The organism is Bacillus sp. FSL W8-0848 (assembly GCF_038007805.1).
In the GTDB taxonomy this organism is placed as follows: Bacteria; Bacillota; Bacilli; order Bacillales; family Bacillaceae; genus Bacillus; species Bacillus glycinifermentans.
Genome location: NZ_JBBOYB010000001.1, coordinates 3,934,535 through 3,953,149, shown reverse-complemented (window position 1 = coordinate 3,953,149; position 18,615 = coordinate 3,934,535). Strand labels below are relative to the sequence as shown.

At 47.3% G+C, this 18,615-nt stretch carries 21 protein-coding genes; 12 read left to right on the top strand and 9 right to left on the bottom strand.

The window, feature by feature from the left end; translation table 11 throughout:
* Positions 1-17: 17 nt before the first annotated feature.
* The 5 genes from NSQ39_RS20670 (at position 18) to rpsR (ending at position 2,755) form a co-directional block, all read left to right on the top strand.
* A complete protein-coding gene (locus NSQ39_RS20670) occupies positions 18-224 on the top strand; it encodes a DUF951 domain-containing protein (RefSeq protein ID WP_046129452.1) in 207 nt (68 codons plus the stop codon).
* A gap of 189 nt (positions 225-413) precedes the next feature.
* Positions 414-1,514: a redox-regulated ATPase YchF gene (gene ychF / locus NSQ39_RS20665; protein WP_046129430.1), complete on the top strand. Its 1,101-nt coding sequence runs from the start codon at positions 414-416 to the stop codon at positions 1,512-1,514.
* Positions 1,515-1,626: 112 nt separating this feature from the next.
* Positions 1,627-1,914 (top strand): 30S ribosomal protein S6, encoded by a 288-nt coding sequence (rpsF, locus tag NSQ39_RS20660; RefSeq protein ID WP_046129429.1) that lies wholly within the window; start codon positions 1,627-1,629, stop codon positions 1,912-1,914.
* A 45-nt stretch (positions 1,915-1,959) separates the two neighbouring features.
* Positions 1,960-2,472 carry a single-stranded DNA-binding protein SsbA gene (gene ssbA / locus NSQ39_RS20655; RefSeq protein WP_046129428.1) on the top strand — a complete coding sequence of 171 codons (513 nt, stop codon included), beginning with the start codon at positions 1,960-1,962 and terminating at the stop codon, positions 2,470-2,472.
* Positions 2,473-2,515: 43 nt separating this feature from the next.
* Positions 2,516-2,755, top strand: coding sequence for a 30S ribosomal protein S18 (rpsR, locus tag NSQ39_RS20650; protein ID WP_003178022.1), 240 nt, complete (start codon positions 2,516-2,518; stop codon positions 2,753-2,755).
* A 108-nt stretch (positions 2,756-2,863) separates the two neighbouring features.
* On the opposite strand, the gene NSQ39_RS20645 is transcribed toward rpsR, so the two are convergent.
* Positions 2,864-4,162, bottom strand: a complete 1,299-nt coding sequence (locus tag NSQ39_RS20645; RefSeq protein WP_216898930.1) for an MFS transporter — start codon at positions 4,160-4,162, stop codon at positions 2,864-2,866.
* 184 nt (positions 4,163-4,346) lie between these two features.
* On the opposite strand from NSQ39_RS20645, the gene NSQ39_RS20640 reads away from it, so the two are divergent.
* Positions 4,347-5,807 (top strand): SulP family inorganic anion transporter, encoded by a 1,461-nt coding sequence (locus tag NSQ39_RS20640; protein WP_216898927.1) that lies wholly within the window; start codon positions 4,347-4,349, stop codon positions 5,805-5,807.
* Between the two features lie 47 nt (positions 5,808-5,854).
* Here the strand turns inward: NSQ39_RS20640 and NSQ39_RS20635 are convergent, their stop codons facing one another.
* Positions 5,855-6,334, bottom strand: coding sequence for a spore coat protein (locus NSQ39_RS20635; protein ID WP_175077317.1), 480 nt, complete (start codon positions 6,332-6,334; stop codon positions 5,855-5,857).
* A 182-nt stretch (positions 6,335-6,516) separates the two neighbouring features.
* Here NSQ39_RS20635 and NSQ39_RS20630 point away from each other — a divergent pair, with 182 nt between their 5' ends.
* The 4 genes from NSQ39_RS20630 to rplI all read left to right on the top strand — a co-directional run bounded on the left by NSQ39_RS20630 (position 6,517) and on the right by rplI (position 10,255).
* A complete protein-coding gene (locus NSQ39_RS20630; protein ID WP_236809876.1) occupies positions 6,517-6,624 on the top strand; it encodes a hypothetical protein in 108 nt (35 codons plus the stop codon).
* Between the two features lie 232 nt (positions 6,625-6,856).
* Positions 6,857-7,792 (top strand): YybS family protein, encoded by a 936-nt coding sequence (locus NSQ39_RS20625; protein ID WP_175077316.1) that lies wholly within the window; start codon positions 6,857-6,859, stop codon positions 7,790-7,792.
* A gap of 34 nt (positions 7,793-7,826) precedes the next feature.
* A complete protein-coding gene (locus tag NSQ39_RS20620; RefSeq protein WP_046129424.1) occupies positions 7,827-9,809 on the top strand; it encodes a DHH family phosphoesterase in 1,983 nt (660 codons plus the stop codon).
* The gene (rplI, locus tag NSQ39_RS20615) at positions 9,806-10,255 is read left to right on the top strand and encodes a 50S ribosomal protein L9 (protein ID WP_046129423.1); all 450 of its coding nucleotides are present in this window, start codon (positions 9,806-9,808) and stop codon (positions 10,253-10,255) included. Before NSQ39_RS20620 ends, rplI begins: the two co-directional genes overlap by 4 nt.
* Positions 10,256-10,284: 29 nt before the next feature.
* On the opposite strand, the gene nagE is transcribed toward rplI, so the two are convergent.
* From nagE to NSQ39_RS20580, 7 genes are all read right to left on the bottom strand, one after another.
* Positions 10,285-11,652, bottom strand: a complete 1,368-nt coding sequence (nagE, locus tag NSQ39_RS20610) for an N-acetylglucosamine-specific PTS transporter subunit IIBC (RefSeq protein ID WP_046129422.1) — start codon at positions 11,650-11,652, stop codon at positions 10,285-10,287.
* A complete protein-coding gene (murQ, locus tag NSQ39_RS20605) occupies positions 11,652-12,551 on the bottom strand; it encodes an N-acetylmuramic acid 6-phosphate etherase (protein ID WP_046129421.1) in 900 nt (299 codons plus the stop codon). The genes nagE and murQ overlap by 1 nt, the downstream gene beginning before the upstream one ends.
* Positions 12,548-13,279, bottom strand: a complete 732-nt coding sequence (locus tag NSQ39_RS20600; RefSeq protein WP_046129420.1) for a GntR family transcriptional regulator — start codon at positions 13,277-13,279, stop codon at positions 12,548-12,550. The genes murQ and NSQ39_RS20600 overlap by 4 nt, the downstream gene beginning before the upstream one ends.
* Entirely contained in the window at positions 13,276-14,022 is a 747-nt protein-coding gene (gene nagB, locus NSQ39_RS20595; RefSeq protein WP_046129419.1) for a glucosamine-6-phosphate deaminase, read from the bottom strand. The genes NSQ39_RS20600 and nagB overlap by 4 nt, the downstream gene beginning before the upstream one ends.
* Before the next feature lie 2 nt (positions 14,023-14,024).
* Positions 14,025-15,224, bottom strand: a complete 1,200-nt coding sequence (gene nagA / locus NSQ39_RS20590; protein WP_099047084.1) for an N-acetylglucosamine-6-phosphate deacetylase — start codon at positions 15,222-15,224, stop codon at positions 14,025-14,027.
* A 179-nt stretch (positions 15,225-15,403) separates the two neighbouring features.
* Positions 15,404-16,609 carry a CynX/NimT family MFS transporter gene (locus NSQ39_RS20585; RefSeq protein WP_046129418.1) on the bottom strand — a complete coding sequence of 402 codons (1,206 nt, stop codon included), beginning with the start codon at positions 16,607-16,609 and terminating at the stop codon, positions 15,404-15,406.
* Between the two features lie 68 nt (positions 16,610-16,677).
* Complete coding sequence (locus NSQ39_RS20580) at positions 16,678-16,770, bottom strand: YycC family protein (protein ID WP_128748418.1); 93 nt, start codon at positions 16,768-16,770, stop codon at positions 16,678-16,680.
* Positions 16,771-16,900: 130 nt separating this feature from the next.
* Here NSQ39_RS20580 and NSQ39_RS20575 point away from each other — a divergent pair, with 130 nt between their 5' ends.
* Entirely contained in the window at positions 16,901-17,119 is a 219-nt protein-coding gene (locus tag NSQ39_RS20575; RefSeq protein ID WP_046129417.1) for a hypothetical protein, read from the top strand.
* A 130-nt stretch (positions 17,120-17,249) separates the two neighbouring features.
* On the top strand, positions 17,250-18,614 hold the full coding sequence (gene dnaB / locus NSQ39_RS20570) for a replicative DNA helicase (protein WP_046129416.1): 1,365 nt from the start codon (positions 17,250-17,252) through the stop codon (positions 18,612-18,614).
* The last annotated feature ends 1 nt before the right edge of the window (position 18,615 follow it).

Sequence of the window (18,615 nt, the reverse complement as noted above, 5' to 3'; positions counted from 1 at the left end):
TAAAGAGGTGAACGATGTTGGCGGATAAAGAATTTGGCCTGAATGACGTGGTCGAAATGAAAAAGCCGCATCCGTGCGGGACGAACCGCTGGAAAGTGATTCGAATGGGGATGGATATCAGAATTAAATGCGAGGGTTGTGCCCACAGCGTCATGATTCCCCGCAAAGAATTTCAAAGAAAGATGAAAAAGATTCTGGTGAAGCATGAGGAGTCCGATTCTTAATATATACGGGCCCCATGCTTTTTTGGTGGCTTGATTATGGATTTTGGCAAAAAAAGATTTTCACCCCGTTTCAGTTATTGAAAAGCAGGTTTTGTCAGCTTGTTTTTTACAGTAATCATCCTTATAATTGTTGCAGGTTTGAATTACACGAATGTCATATGGATGTTTATTTATAGAGGAGATGAAAGAATGGCTTTAACAGCTGGGATTGTTGGTTTGCCGAACGTCGGGAAGTCAACCTTATTTAACGCGATTACACAGGCCGGGGCAGAATCGGCCAACTACCCGTTTTGTACGATTGATCCAAACGTCGGGATCGTTGAGGTGCCGGATGAGCGTCTGCAGAAGCTGACAGAGCTCGTCAATCCAAAGAAAACCGTTCCCACCGCATTCGAATTTACCGATATTGCGGGTATTGTAAAAGGGGCTTCCAAAGGGGAAGGTCTTGGAAATAAGTTCTTGTCCCACATTCGCCAAGTTGACGCGATTTGCCATGTCGTCCGCTGTTTTGCTGATGACAATATTACGCACGTCTCCGGAAAAGTGGATCCGATATCCGATATCGAGACGATCAATCTTGAGCTGATATTGGCGGATCTTGAAACCGTTGAGAAGCGGATCGGCCGCGTCGGAAAGATGGCGAAACAAAAAGATAAGGAAGCTGTCTTTGAATTTGAGATTTTGACAAAATTAAAAGAAGCGTTTGAACAGGAAAAGCCGGCGCGCTCTGTCGAGTTTACCGAAGAGCAGCAAAAAGTGCTGAAACAGCTCCATCTTTTAACGACTAAACCCGTATTATATGTAGCGAATGTCAGCGAGGATGAAGTGGCTGATCCTTCAGGCAACGAATATGTCCGGAAAGTCAAGGAATTCGCCGCCGCTGAAAACGCTGAGGTGATCGTCGTCTGCGCGAAGATCGAGTCCGAAATCGCCGAGCTTGAAGGCGAGGAGAAAGCGATGTTCCTTGAAGAGCTGGGAATCGAAGAATCCGGCCTTGACCAATTAATTAGGGCGTCTTACTCACTGCTCGGACTGGCAACTTATTTTACGGCGGGAGAGCAGGAAGTCAGAGCCTGGACGTTCAAAAAAGGCATGAAGGCTCCGGAATGCGCGGGCATCATCCATTCTGACTTCGAACGCGGATTTATCCGCGCGGAAACTGTGGCATACGACGATCTGCTTGAAGCGGGAAGCATGTCCGCGGCAAAAGAAGCCGGGAAAGTCCGCCTTGAAGGAAAAGAATACATCGTTAAAGACGGTGACGTGATTCATTTCCGTTTCAATGTATAACGCTGTTGAAAAGAGACAGGAGCTTTGATATAATATAAAATTGTGAGTAATAGGATTATTGCTCCTTGCCCAAGTAATGGGCCGCTTAGTCCAAAAGGAGGTGCAAATACAAATGAGAAAGTACGAAATCATGTACATCATCCGCCCAGACGTTGATGAAGAGTCTAAAAAGGCTGTTGTTGAGCGTTTTAACAACATTTTAACGACAAACGGTGCGGAGATCACTGAAACAAAAGATTGGGGAAAACGCCGTCTTGCTTACGAAATCAACGATTTCCGCGACGGATTCTACCAAATCGTAAACGTTCAATCTGGTGCTGAAGCAGTTCAAGAATTTGACCGTTTAGCTAAAATCAGTGATGACATCATTCGCCACATCGTGGTTAAAGAAGAAGAGTAAACAGAAATGAATGATATATTCTAAAGCAAAAGGATGGTCTCTCATATGCTTAACCGAGTTGTTTTAGTCGGCAGACTGACAAAGGACCCAGAGCTTCGTTATACTCCCAGCGGTGCGGCAGTTGCCACCTTTACGCTCGCTGTAAACCGTACGTTTACGAATCAGCAGGGCGAACGTGAAGCAGATTTCATCAACTGTGTCGTTTGGAGAAGACAAGCTGAAAATGTTGCGAATTTCCTTAAAAAAGGAAGCCTTGCGGGTGTAGATGGACGTTTGCAAACGAGGAACTACGAAAATCAGCAAGGACAGCGCGTATATGTGACGGAAGTTCAAGCTGAAAGTGTTCAATTTCTGGAGCCTAAAGGCGGCGGTTCTGGTGCCGGCGGTTACAGCGGAGGCCAGGGAGGCCAGTACTTTGGCGGCGGACAAAACGATCAGAATCCATTTGGCGGCGGTCAGAGCAATCAGAATCGCAATCAAAGCAACAGCTTTAATGACGATCCATTTGCAAACGACGGCAAACCGATTGACATCTCAGATGATGACTTGCCGTTTTAATGGATGACGGACGGACTTAAAAAAAGAAAGGAGGGAAATAGCAATGGCAGGAGGACGCAGAGGCGGTCGTGCGAAACGCCGTAAAGTGTGTTATTTCACTTCTAACGGAATTACGCATATCGACTACAAAGATGTAGATCTTCTTAGAAAATTTATCTCTGAGCGCGGTAAAATTTTACCACGCCGTGTAACAGGAACAAGCGCGAAATACCAACGCAAATTGACTGTTGCAATCAAACGCGCTCGTCAAATGGCTTTACTTCCATACGTAGCAGGCGAGTAAGCTGAGATATAAAAAGAACAAGAGCCCTATGCGGTTCTTGTTCTTTTTTATTTTGAATAAATGGCTAAATCAAAGTAATTGTTATAATATTTTCCAAATAGTGAAACTTTATTTGTTTCTCGATACATGAATCCGCTCTATATCTCCGAGGACGGCCAGGTAGAAAACGAGCCCCAGCAGCAATACAAATCCCGCGACGAGGAAACTGAGGGTAAAAGACCCGGTCATGTCGACCAAATATCCCGTCAATGACACCGCAATAATACCGCCAAACAGATTATTGGCGAGATTGACCATCGAACTGAGAAGGGAGATGGAGCCCGGAGGGGCAATATCAGCCGAAATGGACCAGCCGATGGGCGCTGTTGCCGAAATCCCTGCCAGTCCGACGGAAATGAAAATGATTGCAATGATGATGTTATGCGTGAAAATCGCGCCTAAAAAAGCAAATCCCAGACTCATGCCGATCACGATGATCGTTTGATACACTTTTGTATTTGAATGCCCCTTTTTTATCAAAGAGTCGACAAGCCATCCGCCGACAATGATTCCGGAGATGGTCGAGATAAGCCAGGGAACGGCCGTAAACAGTCCTGATGACATGATGTCCAGTCCATAGGTTTCTTTAAAAAAGGTGGGGAGCCAAGTTAACAGCAGGTTGAACGTATAACCGTAACCCGTAAACCCGATCATCAGCCCCCATGCTTTTCGGTTCGTTATCATCGTTTTCAGGGCGTCTATTGTACGTTCTGATATTTCTTCAGTTGATACGGCATTATGCTTTTGAATGTAATGAAGCTCTTCCTTTGAGACCAATTTGTGCCGGTCAGGCTGCTCATAATACCACCAGAAAAAGATCGTAAAACATATATTCATGATTCCGATCGTCAAAAATGCGGTCCGCCAGTCATACGTCGTCACAAGGAATGCAACGAGCGGCGCACCGATTACATTTGCAAATTTCGCAGCCGAATCAAACAACGAATTGGCAAGGCCGCGTTCGTTCGGCGGAAACCAGAGGGCGGTCGCTTTCGAAGCAGCGGGAAACGCCGATGCGCTTGTCAGTCCGATTAAAAAACGAACGATATATAACAGCAGTTTTCCGTGCAAAAAAGCCAAAATGACCGTTAAAAGGCTCCAAATCGTCATTCCGATCCTTGTTACCCAGGCGACGCCGAACCTGTCCAGCAGGCTGCCGACGGGAAGCTGCATGAGGGTATAGGAATAAGTATATATCGAAAAGACCACGCCCAATTGTGTCGCCGTCAATTGAAAGGAGTCCTGTATCGCAGGAGCTGCGACAGAAATGGCGACACGGTCAAAGTAATTTAAAATGATCATGCTGCTTAATAGTGATGAAATATACCATCTTGTATGCCCCGGCCGTTTTTCCAGCTCTTGCGCCATGATGAAACCTCCTCTTTTCCTTAGATTGATCTCTTTTTTCAAAATACATTCCCTTTTTGCACTTTCTGATAACGGAAAAACTATATAGACATTTAGATGCATGTTTGCTAAAGTGAATCATGTTAAAAACAGACGGCTTCTATGAGAGTTGGAAGCAAAACAGATAAAAGAGGTGTTGAATATTTTGAGTATCAAACAATTAAATAGCGAATGGTTTTCAAATGTGCGGGGTGATATCCTTTCGGGTATCGTCGTAGCGCTGGCTCTCATTCCCGAAGCCATTGCGTTTTCCATTATTGCGGGCGTAGACCCGATGGTCGGTTTGTATGCGTCGTTTTGTATTGCTGTTGTGATTTCGTTTGCAGGAGGGCGGCCGGCGATGATTTCGGCTGCAACGGGAGCGATGGCTCTCTTAATGGGTACGCTGGTCAGGGATTATGGCATCGAGTATTTGTTTGCGACTACGATTTTAACCGGAATCATCCAATTCATATTTGGGTTACTGAAAATCGCGCGCTTTATGAAATTTATTCCACGGTCGGTTATGGTAGGTTTCGTAAATGCGCTGGCCATTTTGATCTTTTTGGCCCAGGTTCCCCATTTTGTTGGAGTTTCGTATATGACGTATGTGGTTGTCGGTATTACATTGTTGATTATTTACATTTTGCCCCGCTTCACAAAAGCCATTCCATCTGCTCTTGTTGCGATCATTGCCATGACCGCATTTTCTATTTTCGGCCATCTTGATCTTCGCACGGTCGGAGATTTGGGAGAGATTAAGCAATCTTTTCCATCTTTTATGATCCCGAATATTCCTTTAAACTTTGACACGTTGTCGATCATTTTTCCGACTGCTTTTGCTCTTTCCATCGTCGGTCTTTTGGAATCATTATTAACATCTTCTATTGTGGATGACATGACGGAAACGGAAAGCGACAAACATAGGGAAAGCCGCGGTCAGGGAATAGCCAATATCGTTGCCGGGTTTTTCGGGGGTATGGCAGGCTGTGCGATGATCGGCCAGTCCGTGATCAATGTAAAATCAGGAGGAAGAGGACGTTTGTCCACTTTTGTGGCAGGTGTTTTCTTAATGTTTTTGATCATGGTGCTGGGCGATTGGGTCGTCCAAATTCCGATGGCTGCTTTGGCAGGGGTCATGATTATGGTGTCCATCGGAACATTTGACTGGTCTTCATTCGGCATGTTGAGAAAGGTGCCGCTTACCGATTCGATTGTCATGCTGGTGACAGTCATTACCGTCGTAGCCACGCATGATTTGTCAAAAGGCGTGTTTGCCGGCGTCATCTTAAGCGCGATCTTTTTTGCGGCGAAAATTTCTAAAATCAAAGTCGATACCGCATCAACCGGACAAGAAAAAACATACATGCTCAAAGGTCAAATTTTCTTTGCATCTGTACACGACCTTGTAAAATCCATCGAAATAGACGATGACGCCAAAAAGGTTATTTTTGATTTTTCAGAAGCGCATATATGGGACGATTCCGCCGTTGCGGCAATCGACAAAATCATTCTGAAATACAAGGAGCAAGGCGCGGACGTTGAGGTGACGGGCTTGAATGAATCAAGCGGCAGGCTCGTCAAAAAGATGGCGACATATCATCTGCCAGAGCGTTCCGTGTCCTGATATAAAAAAAAACAGCCAGTAAGGATCTGATCCTTGCTGGTTGGTTTTTATCGCATCGAAATTGCCTTCTGGGCATGCATCGCATCGCCCTTCAAGAGCTCAGTGAGGTTGTAGGCAGGGTACAGTCCTCTTTGGTACATGTACTGAAAGACTTGCTCGTGAAGCCTGATGGCTGCATTAATCTGCTTCACCAGCACTCTTCTGAGCTCAGGGGTTGCCGTTTCCGTGATGGCGATTGCATAATTTCGGACGCTTGTTTTCGCCAATGCTAATAACTCTCCTGCTTCAAAGAAAAGATCCGCTCTTTCATCATCCCGGTGGAAAACCGGAGCCTTCGGCAAAAACGGGAGAAGCTCTCGTAAATTCCCCTCCAATCCTCTTGCCGCCATGCTGTAAAGGTGTCTGAGCTGGGGATCTCTAATCTTTTTCAGGCTCTTTTTCACCTTGATTAAGCCTACTGATTGTGTGGCGATCAGTTCATGCAATTCCAGCGTTTCATGCCACGCCAATGTTCTTGTATGACTCATATCCATTCTCCTTTATTGCTTTCTCTTTGATAGCATATGCCTAAAACGCCCAAAAGGTTAAAGGAACGTTTCAGACCGTTTTTGAAAGGGGAATTCTTAAGTATGAGATTTTTCAGCTGAGTGATTACACAAGTGAGAGGTGATAAAGGGTGCTGGATTCTGTAAAAGACTTCTTTTTATTTATGAGCGGAGGACTTCGGATCACGATATTGATCATGGTTTTGATCATCTTGTTTATGATCAGAAAGGCGAAGAAAAAAAATAAAGATAAATCCGGATTTTTAGATTGATTGAGCTGCTTTTCTTGAAAGAAGGGGATGTTTCACATGGAACATTCCCTTCGTCGCCGCTGGCCTTATTTTACTTGAGATTTGCCCTTATGTTAAAATTAAAGAAACAATGAGAGAAGGCTTTGCACCTGCTCATGTTATCGTCTTATTGAAAATGAAATTGCGACGGAAAAAGAGCAGTCGTCCATGCTGCTCTTTTTGGATTCAGAAAACAAAAATATGAGGTGAACAAGTGAAACAAACAAGAACTTTGGTAGAGGGCGCTATTTTGGTCAGTCTTTTTGCCGTTGTAATGATGATAAGCCTCTATCTTCCTTTCGTCGGAACGTTTCTCTTATTGGCATTGCCTTTGCCTGCCATGATTCAAACGATCAGGCACGGGGTAAAGCCCGGTCTTTTCATGGGCTTAGTGAGCTTGCCTGTTTCACTGATAACAGGCTCTTTGAGCAGTCTGGCTTTCGCTGTTCCCGTAACTGCCGCGGGGATTCTCATGGGGTTTCATTACAGAAAAAACGAGCCTGCGCAGGCGATTGCTTCAGCCGCTGTTGCTTATATGGTTTCCATTGTGCTGCTGTTGTTTATTAGCATTCAGTTTCTCGGGTTAAACTTAATAGAAGAGATCAATCAATCATATAATGAATCATTCAAAATGTCTGAATCGATTATGAAGCAGTTTGGAAATGACGATGAGGCGGCGAAACAGCTGGAACTCGTCAGAGAACAATTAAAACAGGCGCAGTATTTATATCCGACGGTGATCGTGATCTTTTCCGCCATCACCGCATTTTTAAACCATCTGATCGCAAAGCCGGTGCTGCGGCGTTTTGCCATGCAAATTCCGTCCCTGAAGCCTTTTAGGGAGCTGAAGCTTCCACAGGGCACGATTTGGCTGTATTTGCTGACGATTCTTCTGTCGCTGGCACCTGCTGAAGAGGGAAGCGTGTTCTACTCGATTATTTTAAATGCGAGCGTGATGATGGGGTTCATTATTGCCATTCAAGGTTTTTCATTCGTTTTTTATTTTTGTCACGCCAAAAAGCTGCCAACGGCCCTGCCGGTTCTTTTTTTGATCTTCGGGCTGCTTACGCCCTTGATGTATCTTGTCCGTATCTTGGGTATAATTGACATAGGTTTTAACTTAAGGGAGAAAGTAAAGAAATCATCGTGATGATGTTCTCTCTGGTGGTGAGGAGTTGATTGGAGTGCCAAGTTTTTATGAAAAACCGTTATTTCGATATCCCATTTATTCTTTAATTATCGTCACAATCATTTCTGTCCTCATCAACGTTTATTTTAATTGGGTGGCAGGAGCGGCCGGCGTCCTTATCCTTGGCGTCATTTTATTCTTTTTAAAACGTGCGGATTCTCAAATCAGACAAGAATTGGATGACTATATCTCGACTTTGTCCTACAGGCTGAAAAAAGTCGGGGAAGAAGCGCTGCTGGAAATGCCGATCGGGATCATGCTTTTCAATGACCAGTATTATGTTGAATGGGCGAATCCGTTCATGGCGTCATGCTTTAGCGAAAGTACGCTCGTCGGAAGGTCGCTTTATGATATTTGCGAATCGGTCGTACCTTTGATCAAGCAGGAAGTCGATACGGAAACGATCACCTTAAACGACCGGAAATTTAACGTCGTCATTAAAAGGGAAGAAAAGCTCTTATACTTCTTTGATGTCACAGAGCAAACGCAGATTGAGAAGCAGTATGAAAACGAACGAACGGTTCTGGCTTACATATTTTTAGACAATTATGATGATGTAACACAAGGTCTTGATGACCAGACAAGAAGCACGATGAACAGTGAAGTGACATCCCTTCTGAATCAATGGGCCAAACAATACGACATTTTTCTCAAGCGGATTTCATCCGAGCGGTTTATCGGTGTTTTAAACGAGCACATTTTAAGCGAATTGGAAGCATCGAAGTTTTCAATTCTCGATGAAATCCGGGAAAAGACGTCTGTTCATGCCATTTCGCTAACTTTAAGCATCGGGATCGGCGCGTCTGTCTCCTCTTTGAAAGAGCTTGGCGACCTTGCGCAATCAAGCCTTGATCTGGCGCTTGGCCGCGGCGGCGACCAGGTGGCGATCAAGCAGCCGAACGGAAAAGTGAAATTTTACGGCGGAAAAACGAACCCGATGGAAAAGCGGACACGGGTTAGAGCACGGGTGATTTCCCATGCGCTTAAGGAAATCGTTTCTGAAAGCAGCAATGTCATCATCATGGGGCATAAGTATCCCGATATGGATTCCATCGGTTCGGCGATCGGGATTTTAAAAGTGGCGCAGGCAAACGGAAAAGACGGATTCGTCGTGATTGACTCCGATCAGATCGGTGCAAGCGTTCAGCGGCTAATCGGGGAAATCAAAAAATACGAAGAGCTCTGGTCGCGGTTTATTACGCCTGAAGAAGCGCTTGAGATTGCCAAAGATGATACGCTGCTTGTGATCGTCGATACGCACAGGCCGTCTTTTGTTATTGAAGAGAGACTGGTCAATAAAATTGAAAATGTCGTCGTAATCGATCATCATAGAAGAGGAGAAGAATTTATTAAAGATCCGCTGCTCGTCTATATGGAGCCATACGCTTCGTCGACGGCTGAGCTTGTCACTGAGCTGCTTGAGTATCAGCCGAAACGCCTGAAACTCAATATGATTGAAGCGACCGCACTGCTGGCAGGGATTATCGTCGATACAAAAAGCTTTTCTCTCCGTACCGGCTCCCGTACGTTTGATGCGGCCTCATACTTGAGGGCTAAGGGCGCCGACACCGTGCTTGTGCAAAAGTTTTTGAAAGAGACAGCCGATCATTATATTAAAAGGGCGAGGCTCATTCAGCATACATCCTTTTATAAAGAGGGTATCGCCATTGCATCTCTGCCCGGCGGCGGGGATGATGACTATTTTGACCAGGTCATTATCGCTCAAGCCGCGGATTCTCTTCTTTCGATGAGCGAGGTTGAAGCTTCTTTTGCAGTGGCGAGAAGAGACGAGAGCACGGTATGCATCAGTGCAAGATCGCTAGGCGAGGTAAACGTTCAAATCATCATGGAGGCTCTTGAAGGCGGGGGGCATTTAACAAATGCCGCTACACAACTGACGGATGTCTCGGTTGAGGAGGCGCTCCGCCGTCTAAAAGAAGCGATTGACGAGTATTTTGAAGGAGGCAATGAGACATGAAGGTAATTTTTTTACAGGATGTAAAAGGCAAAGGGAAAAAAGGCGAGGTCAAAAACGTGGCAGACGGATACGCGCACAACTTTTTGATCAAAAAAGGCCTTGCTGTTGAAGCAACACCTTCCAACATCAGCGCGCTTGAAGGACAGAAGAAGAAAGAGAAAAAAGAAGCGGCTGAAGAGCTGAAGCAGGCTAAAGAGATGAAAGAAAAGCTTGAAAACATTACGGTTGAGCTTTCTGCCAAGTCAGGGGAAGGCGGCCGTCTGTTCGGTTCTGTCACAAGCAAGCAGATTGCCGATGCGCTGCAAAAGGGACACCAATTAAAAGTTGATAAGCGGAAAATTGAACTGAACGATGCCATTCGCACGCTGGGATATACAAACGTCCCGGTTAAGCTGCATCCGGAGGTACAGGCGACGCTGAAAGTACACGTGAAAGAGCAATCATAAGATAAAGCCCCTGCAAGAGGGGCTTTTTTTTATAAATCTTTCCGCATTTCGTTTGCCAAAAATTCAACATCTGTGCCGACGATTACCTGTATTTCGTGCTGGTTCAGCTTGACGATCCCCTTGGCCCCCAGCGTTTTCAGCGATTTTTCGTCCAGCTTGGATGCGTCGCGGATTTTGAGGCGGAGGCGGGTCACGCAGTTGTTCAGCGTATCGATGTTTTCCTTTCCGCCCAGGGCTTTAAGGTATTGGACGGCAAGGCTTTCGTATTTGGATGAACCCGTTTCTGTTTCAGCCGGCGCAGCTGATTCTTCTTCGTCTTCACGTCCAGGCGTTTTTAAATTCAGCTTCGTGATCAAGAAATAAAACATGACGAAATAAATGGCGCCGTACACCAGTCCGATCGGCAGCAGGAGCAGCGGCTTTGTGGCGATTCCGAAGTTTAAGAGATAATCGATGATACCTGCAGAAAACGTAAAGCCGTGATGGATGCCCAGCATATTGGTAATGGCCATTGCGCTCGCCGTTAACACGGCATGAATGCCGAAAAGCAATGGCGACAGGAACATAAAGGTGAATTCAATAGGTTCCGTGATCCCGGTTAAAAACGACGTGAACGCCAAGCCGATCAAAAATCCGGCCGTTGCTTTGCGGCGGTGTTTTTTAGCGGCTGCAATCATAGCCAGACATGCGGCAGGAAGGCCGAACATCATGATCGGAAAGAAGCCCGTCATAAACGCGCCGGCACTCGGATCCCCGGCAAAGAATCGGTTCATGTCGCCCGTTTTGCCGGCAAATTCTCCAAATACCATCCATACCATGTTGTTTAAAATGTGATGAAGCCCCAGCGGAAGCAGCAATCTGTTTAAAAGGCCAAAAATTCCGACGCCGACCGCTCCGGCATGAATGATCCAGCTTCCGACGGCATCGATCGCCTGCTGTGCGTATATCCAGACAAACCCGAAAATGGCCGCGAGAATGATAGAAGACATGGCCGTCATAATCGGAACGCAGCGTTTACCGCCGAAGAAGCCAAGCCATTCCGGAAGTTTTGCATCTTTAAAGCGGTTGTACATCATAGCGGCGACCACGCCCGAGATAATGCCGCCGAGCACGCCCATGTTCAAATCTTTATTGATCGCTGCAAGGCCGCCCGTCAGCACGAAATAGCCGATTGCTCCAGACAGCGCTGCGGCCCCGTGTCCATCTTTCGATAAGCCGATGGCAACCCCGATTGCAAAGATGATCGGCAATTGATCAAGGATCGATTGTCCTGAGGCGGCGATAAACGGAATGTTGAACAAATCTGCTCTTCCCAAAGCGAGCAAAAGGCCCGCGGCAGGAAGAACGGCGATCGGCAGCATTAAAGCGCGCCCGATGTTTTGAAGAAAACCAAGCATCATGAAAACCCCTTTCGATGATATTGAATCGCGTGTTTTAAACGGCCATTTTCATAGGATAAACAGCGGTCTGCCTCTTCAAGCGTCCCGCCCGTCAGCACCATAAAAATCGCAGCTTTGACGTTGTAGCGGCTTTCTTTTAAAGCCTGTAACGCTTCGTCCCGTGATAAGCCGGTCGTGTTCATTAAAATGCCTGCGGCCCGGTTTTTGAGCTTTTGATTGACCAATTGCATATTGACCATCTCGTTTTGATAGACGTGGCCGAGACGGACCATTGCCGCAGTTGACAGCATGTTGAGAATCAGTTTTTGAGCCGTTCCCGCTTTTAAGCGGGTCGAGCCGCGGATAATTTCCGGTCCTGTCTCAGCCTCGATCGCAATGTCGCTGAACCTGGCTGCTTCCGTTTCCTTGTTGCAGCTGATCGAAACGGAGACGGCTCCCATCTCTTTTGCATAGGATAATCCCGCAAGGACATAAGGCGTTGAACCGCTGGCTGTGACGCCGATGAACACATCCGCTTCTGAAAATGAATGTGCCTTGAGCTGGGAGACGATGATGTCCCGGTCGTCTTCATTTTCTTCGATCGGCTTCCACATGGCCTCGTAATGTCCGGCAATCAGACCGACCCACTGACGTTCGTCAAGCGAGAATGTCGGCGGCAGTTCGGCGGCGTCAAGGACGGCAAGCCTTCCGCTCGTGCCTGCTCCTGCGGCAAACACCCTGCCTCCCGACTGAAGGCGGCTGACAATCGTGTCGGCGGCATGGGCGATATCGGGAAGACACGGTTTGACGGCTTGCGGCACCGTATGGTCTTCCTCGTTCATCAGTGCGACGATATCGAGCGAAGTCATCTCATCGAGTGCTTTGCTTTTTGCGTTTGTTCCTTCTGTTGTTTTCATCGTTCTTTCCTCTTCATGTCGATTACGAATTTGTAGCGGTCTCCTCTGTAAACCGATTTCACCATCTCAAACGGCCTGCCGTTTGTTAAATAGCTGCATCGTTCGATTAAAAGGACGGGTGATCCTACCTCGATGTCCAGCGGTTCGCTTTCGGCCTGCTGTGCGATGGAAGGCTCAAGCGTTTGCGCGGCTCTGTCGATTGTAAGGGACAGCTTGTTTTCCACATAGTCGTACAGCGAAGCATTCATAATTTCTTCTGTAAGGCCTTTGACAAGTTCAACAGGCAGATAAGAAATTTCATAAGCCATCGGAATCTTATCGGCAAGGCGGATCCGTTTGACTTCATAGACGGAAGAACCTTCAGGTATCTCAAGCTTTGCAGCCGTTCTATGATCACACGGAATGATCCCGAAGCCGAGCATCTTCGTCCCCGGCGTCATGCCTCTTGACTTCATGTCTTCGGAAAAGCTCGTCAGGCCTTGAAGAGGCTGCTCGATCTTTGGTTCGGCAATAAAGGTTCCTTTTCCCCGCTGCCTGACCAGAATCCCTTCATTTACGAGATTGTTGACAGCTTGCCTGACGGTCATTCTGCTCACTTCGTATTTTTCGGCAAATTCCCTTTCAGAGGGGATGAGGTCTCCGGGTTTTAAATCTTTCGTTTCTGCGAGCTTCTTAATTTCGGTTTCGATTTGGTAGTATATAGGAATGTGGGAATCTTTTTTGATCAAAAGGCAATGCTCCTTTCTTTTACAACCGATAATGCGTCACTGTCAGCGATGATCACCACGTCCCGGTGCATGTTTAAGACGGAAGCAGGAATGTCCTCATTCGGTTGTTCGCTGAGCAGCTTTGCCAGAATGCCGGCCTTTTTCTCTCCTGACACGAGCAGCAGAATCTGTTTGCTTCTCATGATCGTTGCAATGCCCATCGTGACGGCCTGAGCAGGCACGGATGACAGAGAATTAAAATAACGGGCATTTGCCTTTCTTGTAGAATCGGTCAGTTCAACGACATGTGTTTCAGATGAAAAGGGCGTCCCCGGCTCATTGAAGCCGATGTGGCCGTTCATGCCGAGGCCGAGCAATTGCAGATCAACGCCTCCGAGCCGCTCGATCAAAGATTCGTAGCGCCGGCACTCGCCTTGCAGATCTGCGGCCATTCCGTCAGGCAAATGAGTATGGCTCGCCGGAATGTCGATGTGGCCAAAAAGCTCCTTTTTCATGTAAAACGTATAGCTGTTGTCATCATCAGGCGAAAGGCCGACATACTCGTCTAAATTCACTGTATAGACATGCTGGTAAGACGTTTGATTGTTCAGATGGTCTTCCCGCAGGAACCGGTATGTTCCAAGCGGCGTTCCTCCGGTGGCCAGCCCGAGCACGGGCGCTGATGAACCGTTTATTTTTTCGATGATGAAGCTGGCGGCTTTTTTGCTCATATCCTCATAATTCCTGGCTTCAATGATTTTCATGATCAAACCTCCCTTTTGCTGTAAGCGATTGCTCCTTTACATAGCGTGAGAACGATTTCGTTATGTTCGTTTAATACGATCAGGTCGGCGTCTTTGCCGTTTCGAATGCTGCCTTTCCGATCAAACACCTGAAGCTGTTTGGCAGGATTGACCGCCGTCATATAGACGATGTCCTCGAGCGCGCAATCTGCGAATTCCATCATGTTCCTCGCGGCCTGTTCCATCTTAAGAATGCTTCCGGCCAATGTTCCGTCCTGTAAAACGGCTTTTTCGCCTTCGACGAAAACTTCCTGTCCCCCTAATGTGTAAGTTCCGTTCTGTAAGCATTTGGCGCGCATGGCATCCGTGATCAAAATGATGCCTTCTTTTTGTTTTTGCATGAACGTCAATTTGACAACGGCAGGGTGGACATGGATGCCGTCGGCAATCAGCTCCGTCTTAAGCTCAGGATATAAAAGGGCGCTTCCCGCAACTCCCGGCTCGCGGTGATGAAGGCCCCGCATGCCGTTAAATAAATGGGTCACATGTGAAATCCCGGCTTTTATCCCGGCTTTCATTTCTTCGAGCCCCGCGTCGGAGTGACCGGCTGACGCGATAACGCCGGTCTCTTTCAAATAGGCGATCAGTTCTAAAGCCCCTTCGGCCTCAGGCGCGATTGTAACTAATTTAATGTTATTCCCCGACAGCCGCTGCCATTCTTTGAATACCGCAAGATCGGGCGAAATGATGGCATCGGCCGGCTGGGCTCCGCAGCGTTTTTCCGAAATAAAAGGGCCTTCCAGGTGAATCCCGAGTATTTCCGCCGCACCGGGCTGATTTTGCTCTGATTGATACCGTTTTGCATTTTCAAGGGCGCGTTCGATGGTTGACGCATCCTGTGTCATCGTGGTCGCTAGAAAGCTTGTCGTGCCCTCCTTCGGAAGTGCTTCAGCCATCGTCTTTAACGCTTCCTGCGTCCCGTCCATCACATCGGCTCCATCGGCGCCGTGAATATGAACGTCAATCATGCCCGGCAGCACTTTGAAGTTCTCCGGGAACTGAAGCGGCTCGGCCGTCTCCGCTGAATCGGGAATATCGGCCATTGGTCCGTAAGCCTCAATCTTTTCTCCGTTCGTCAGAAGAAATCCGTCTTGAATCGTTTCATTTTCGCCATAAATCGTAAGGTGCTTAAAAATAAAGCGCTGAGATTTTTTTATCAACACAGTCAAAAGTCCTTTCTTGAAAACGTTATCATAAGTATAGAATAGTATAATTCTAGTTGTCTAGACCATTCGCGAAAATTTATTTTTTCTGGCATATGATGATCATGAAGAATCATTTATTTGGCCGCTTTATTGTCAGGGTTTTATGACGTAAAAAAGCCGACTCGATGGTCGGCTTTTTAAGCGGCTTTTGCGTATATATAGAGATTTCTTCCCGCGCCGAGGCCTGTCCCGATCAAGGCGATCAGTGCGGCGATGAACAGGAGGATCGGTCCGTTCCAGGAATGCGTATGATCATACAGAAAACCGACAAAGCTCGGGCCGATCGCCGCCAGCAAGTAACCGGCGGACTGTGACATTCCTGATAAAGCTGCGGCTTGATGCGCATTCTCGCTCCGCAGTCCGATTAATGTCAAGGCCAAGCTGATGCTAGAGCCTTGTCCGACTCCGATCAAGATCACCCAAAAGGTCAGCATGGCCGGGCTGCCGCCGTACAAAAGGCCCGCCATTCCGGATAAATAAAGAATGCCGAGTCCGAGGACGATGCTTTTTTGGTCGCGGAAACGGCCGGCGAGAACCGGGGTTAAAAACGTTGACGGAAGGCTGGCAAACTGCATAAGCGAAAGCATCCAGCCTGCAAGCGACATGCTCATCCCGTGGGATCTGAGGATTTCGGGAAGCCAAGCGATCGTACAGTAAAACAGGAAAGACTGAATCCCCATAAAAAATGTGACTTGCCAGGCGATTTTCGACCGCCAGACCGATTGCCCGTCTGCTTTCAACTGAACTGTGCGGTTTGCCGTGTCATGATAGCGGAGCTGGGGAACCCAGATCAATATCGCCAAAAAGGCCAGTCCCGCCCAGACCATGAGCGAGGCGCTCCATCCCCAGTCCAAACCGTGGGAAAGGGGAATGCTGATCCCTGATGCCAAAGCCGCAAATATCGACATGGCCGTCGTATAAATACTCGTCATGATTCCCGCTTTATCAGGGAATTTATGTTTGATCAGGCTCGGCAGCAGAACGTTTAAGACAGCGATGCCGACGCCGATCAGAGCGGTTCCGGCAAACAATGTGAACGCTTCCCCGTAGGAGCGGAGCAAAATTCCGATCAAAAGAACGACCAGACCGATCCAGAGTGTTCTTTCATTGCCCAGCCGTTGTCCCAGCTTGGGGGTGACCGGGGAAAGAAACGCAAAAGACAATAGCGGCAAAGTCGTCAAAAAACCTGCCATTCCGTTTGTCATATCCAGATCGGTACGGATCGAACTGATCAGCGGTCCGACAGATGTAATGGCGGGCCTTAGATTAAAAGCGATGAATATAATTCCCGCAATGAGAAAGATTCTGTTGATGCGGGTCCGTCGTGCGTCAATGTGGTGCATGGTGTATTCTCCTTTGCTTTCGGGTGAACAAGTGGCATGAAAAAGAAACCCGGAAACGAGGTCCAAGGTTACTCTTCCTCTGTTTCGGCCAGCTTCGCAGGCAAAATATGCTGCGGCATATGCATGATTTGTTCAGTAGGAATATGTAAAGACTTCGATATTTTCTATTGTACTAAAGTGGAAAAGGGGCGCAACAGTAAATATTGTTCCCAACAATCATTGTAACATCATATAACGGGTTGGTTGGAAGAAAAACAAATAAAGGATATAAATAAAACAGGAGGTGATGTGATGAACACACCGTTATCGGCATTAAAAAAGAAATTGTATGAGCAGCAGGTCAGAGCGCAGGGGATGTATACGTTTGAAGAGTCGAAAGATATGCGCAACGCGTTGCAAACGCTGCGCATGAAATTTGCCGCTTACGAAGAATGGGAGCTGTATCAGAAAGCGACCGATGTAATGGTCGGCATGCTGTTTAAAGACAATTGGAACAAAAGAGCGGAATAATGCCGCCGCACCGGTTTGTTTCCTCTGCCCATTTCTAAAAATGCCCATTTTAATAGAGAGTCTACTATATTTTTTGTAAAAATGATAAAATAGACGTTGGGTTATTTTTAATGGGAGGACGGTGCTTAACATGACAGATCTTCTGAATGACAGGCTGCCGCCGCAGAATATTGAAGCTGAACAGGCCGTGTTAGGTGCTGTTTTTTTAGAGCCTTCCGCGCTCACGTTGGCGTCTGAAGTCTTAATTCCAGATGATTTTTACAGAATGTCGCACCAAAAAATATTCAACGCCATGCTGATTCTGGGGGACCGCGGCGAGCCTGTGGACTTGGTGACAGTCACATCAGAGCTTGCAAATACCGGCCTTTTGGAAGAAGTCGGCGGGATTTCTTATTTGACGGATATTGCAAATTCTGTGCCTACTGCGGCTAATATAGAGTATTACGCAAAAATCGTGGAAGAAAAATCGATTCTCCGCCGCTTGATCCGCACCGCAACGACGATTGCGCAGGACGGATATACAAGGGAGGACGAAGTCGAAGACCTTTTAAGCGAAGCAGAAAAAACGATTATGGAAGTCGCCCAGCGGAAAAACTCGGGCGCCTTTCAAAATATTAAGGATGTTCTCGTTCAAACCTACGATAATATCGAACAGCTTCACAACCGGAAAGGGGATATCACCGGAATCCCGACCGGCTTCACGGAGCTTGACAGAATGACGGCCGGATTCCAGAGAAACGACCTGATCATCGTCGCCGCGCGTCCGTCGGTCGGGAAAACCGCCTTTGCCTTGAACATCGCGCAAAACGTAGCGACGAAAACGGACGAAAGCGTCGCGATCTTCAGTCTTGAGATGGGGGCAGAGCAGCTGGTCATGCGGATGCTTTGCGCCGAGGGAAATATCAACGCCCAAAATCTCCGTACCGGAAATTTGACGGAAGAGGACTGGGGCAAGCTGACAATGGCGATGGGGAGCCTGTCAAACAGCGGAATTTTCATTGACGATACTCCGGGTATCAGGGTCAGCGAAATCCGTTCAAAATGCAGGCGTTTAAAGCAGGAGCACGGACTCGGCATGATTTTGATCGACTATTTGCAGCTCATCCAGGGAAGCGGCAGATCAAAAGACAACCGTCAGCAGGAAGTATCGGAAATATCCCGTTCCCTGAAAGCGCTGGCGAGGGAGCTCGAAGTTCCGGTCATCGCGCTTTCCCAGCTTTCCCGCGGCGTTGAGCAGCGCCAAGACAAGCGTCCGATGATGTCAGACATCCGGGAATCGGGAAGTATCGAGCAGGACGCCGACATCGTCGCCTTCCTGTATCGTGACGATTATTATGATAAAGAAACAGAGAATAAAAACATTATCGAGATCATTATTGCTAAACAGCGGAACGGCCCGGTCGGCACCGTATCACTCGCATTTGTAAAAGAATATAATAAGTTCGTAAACTTGGAGCGCCGTTTTGACGACGCAGGTGTTCCGCCTGGTGCATAGA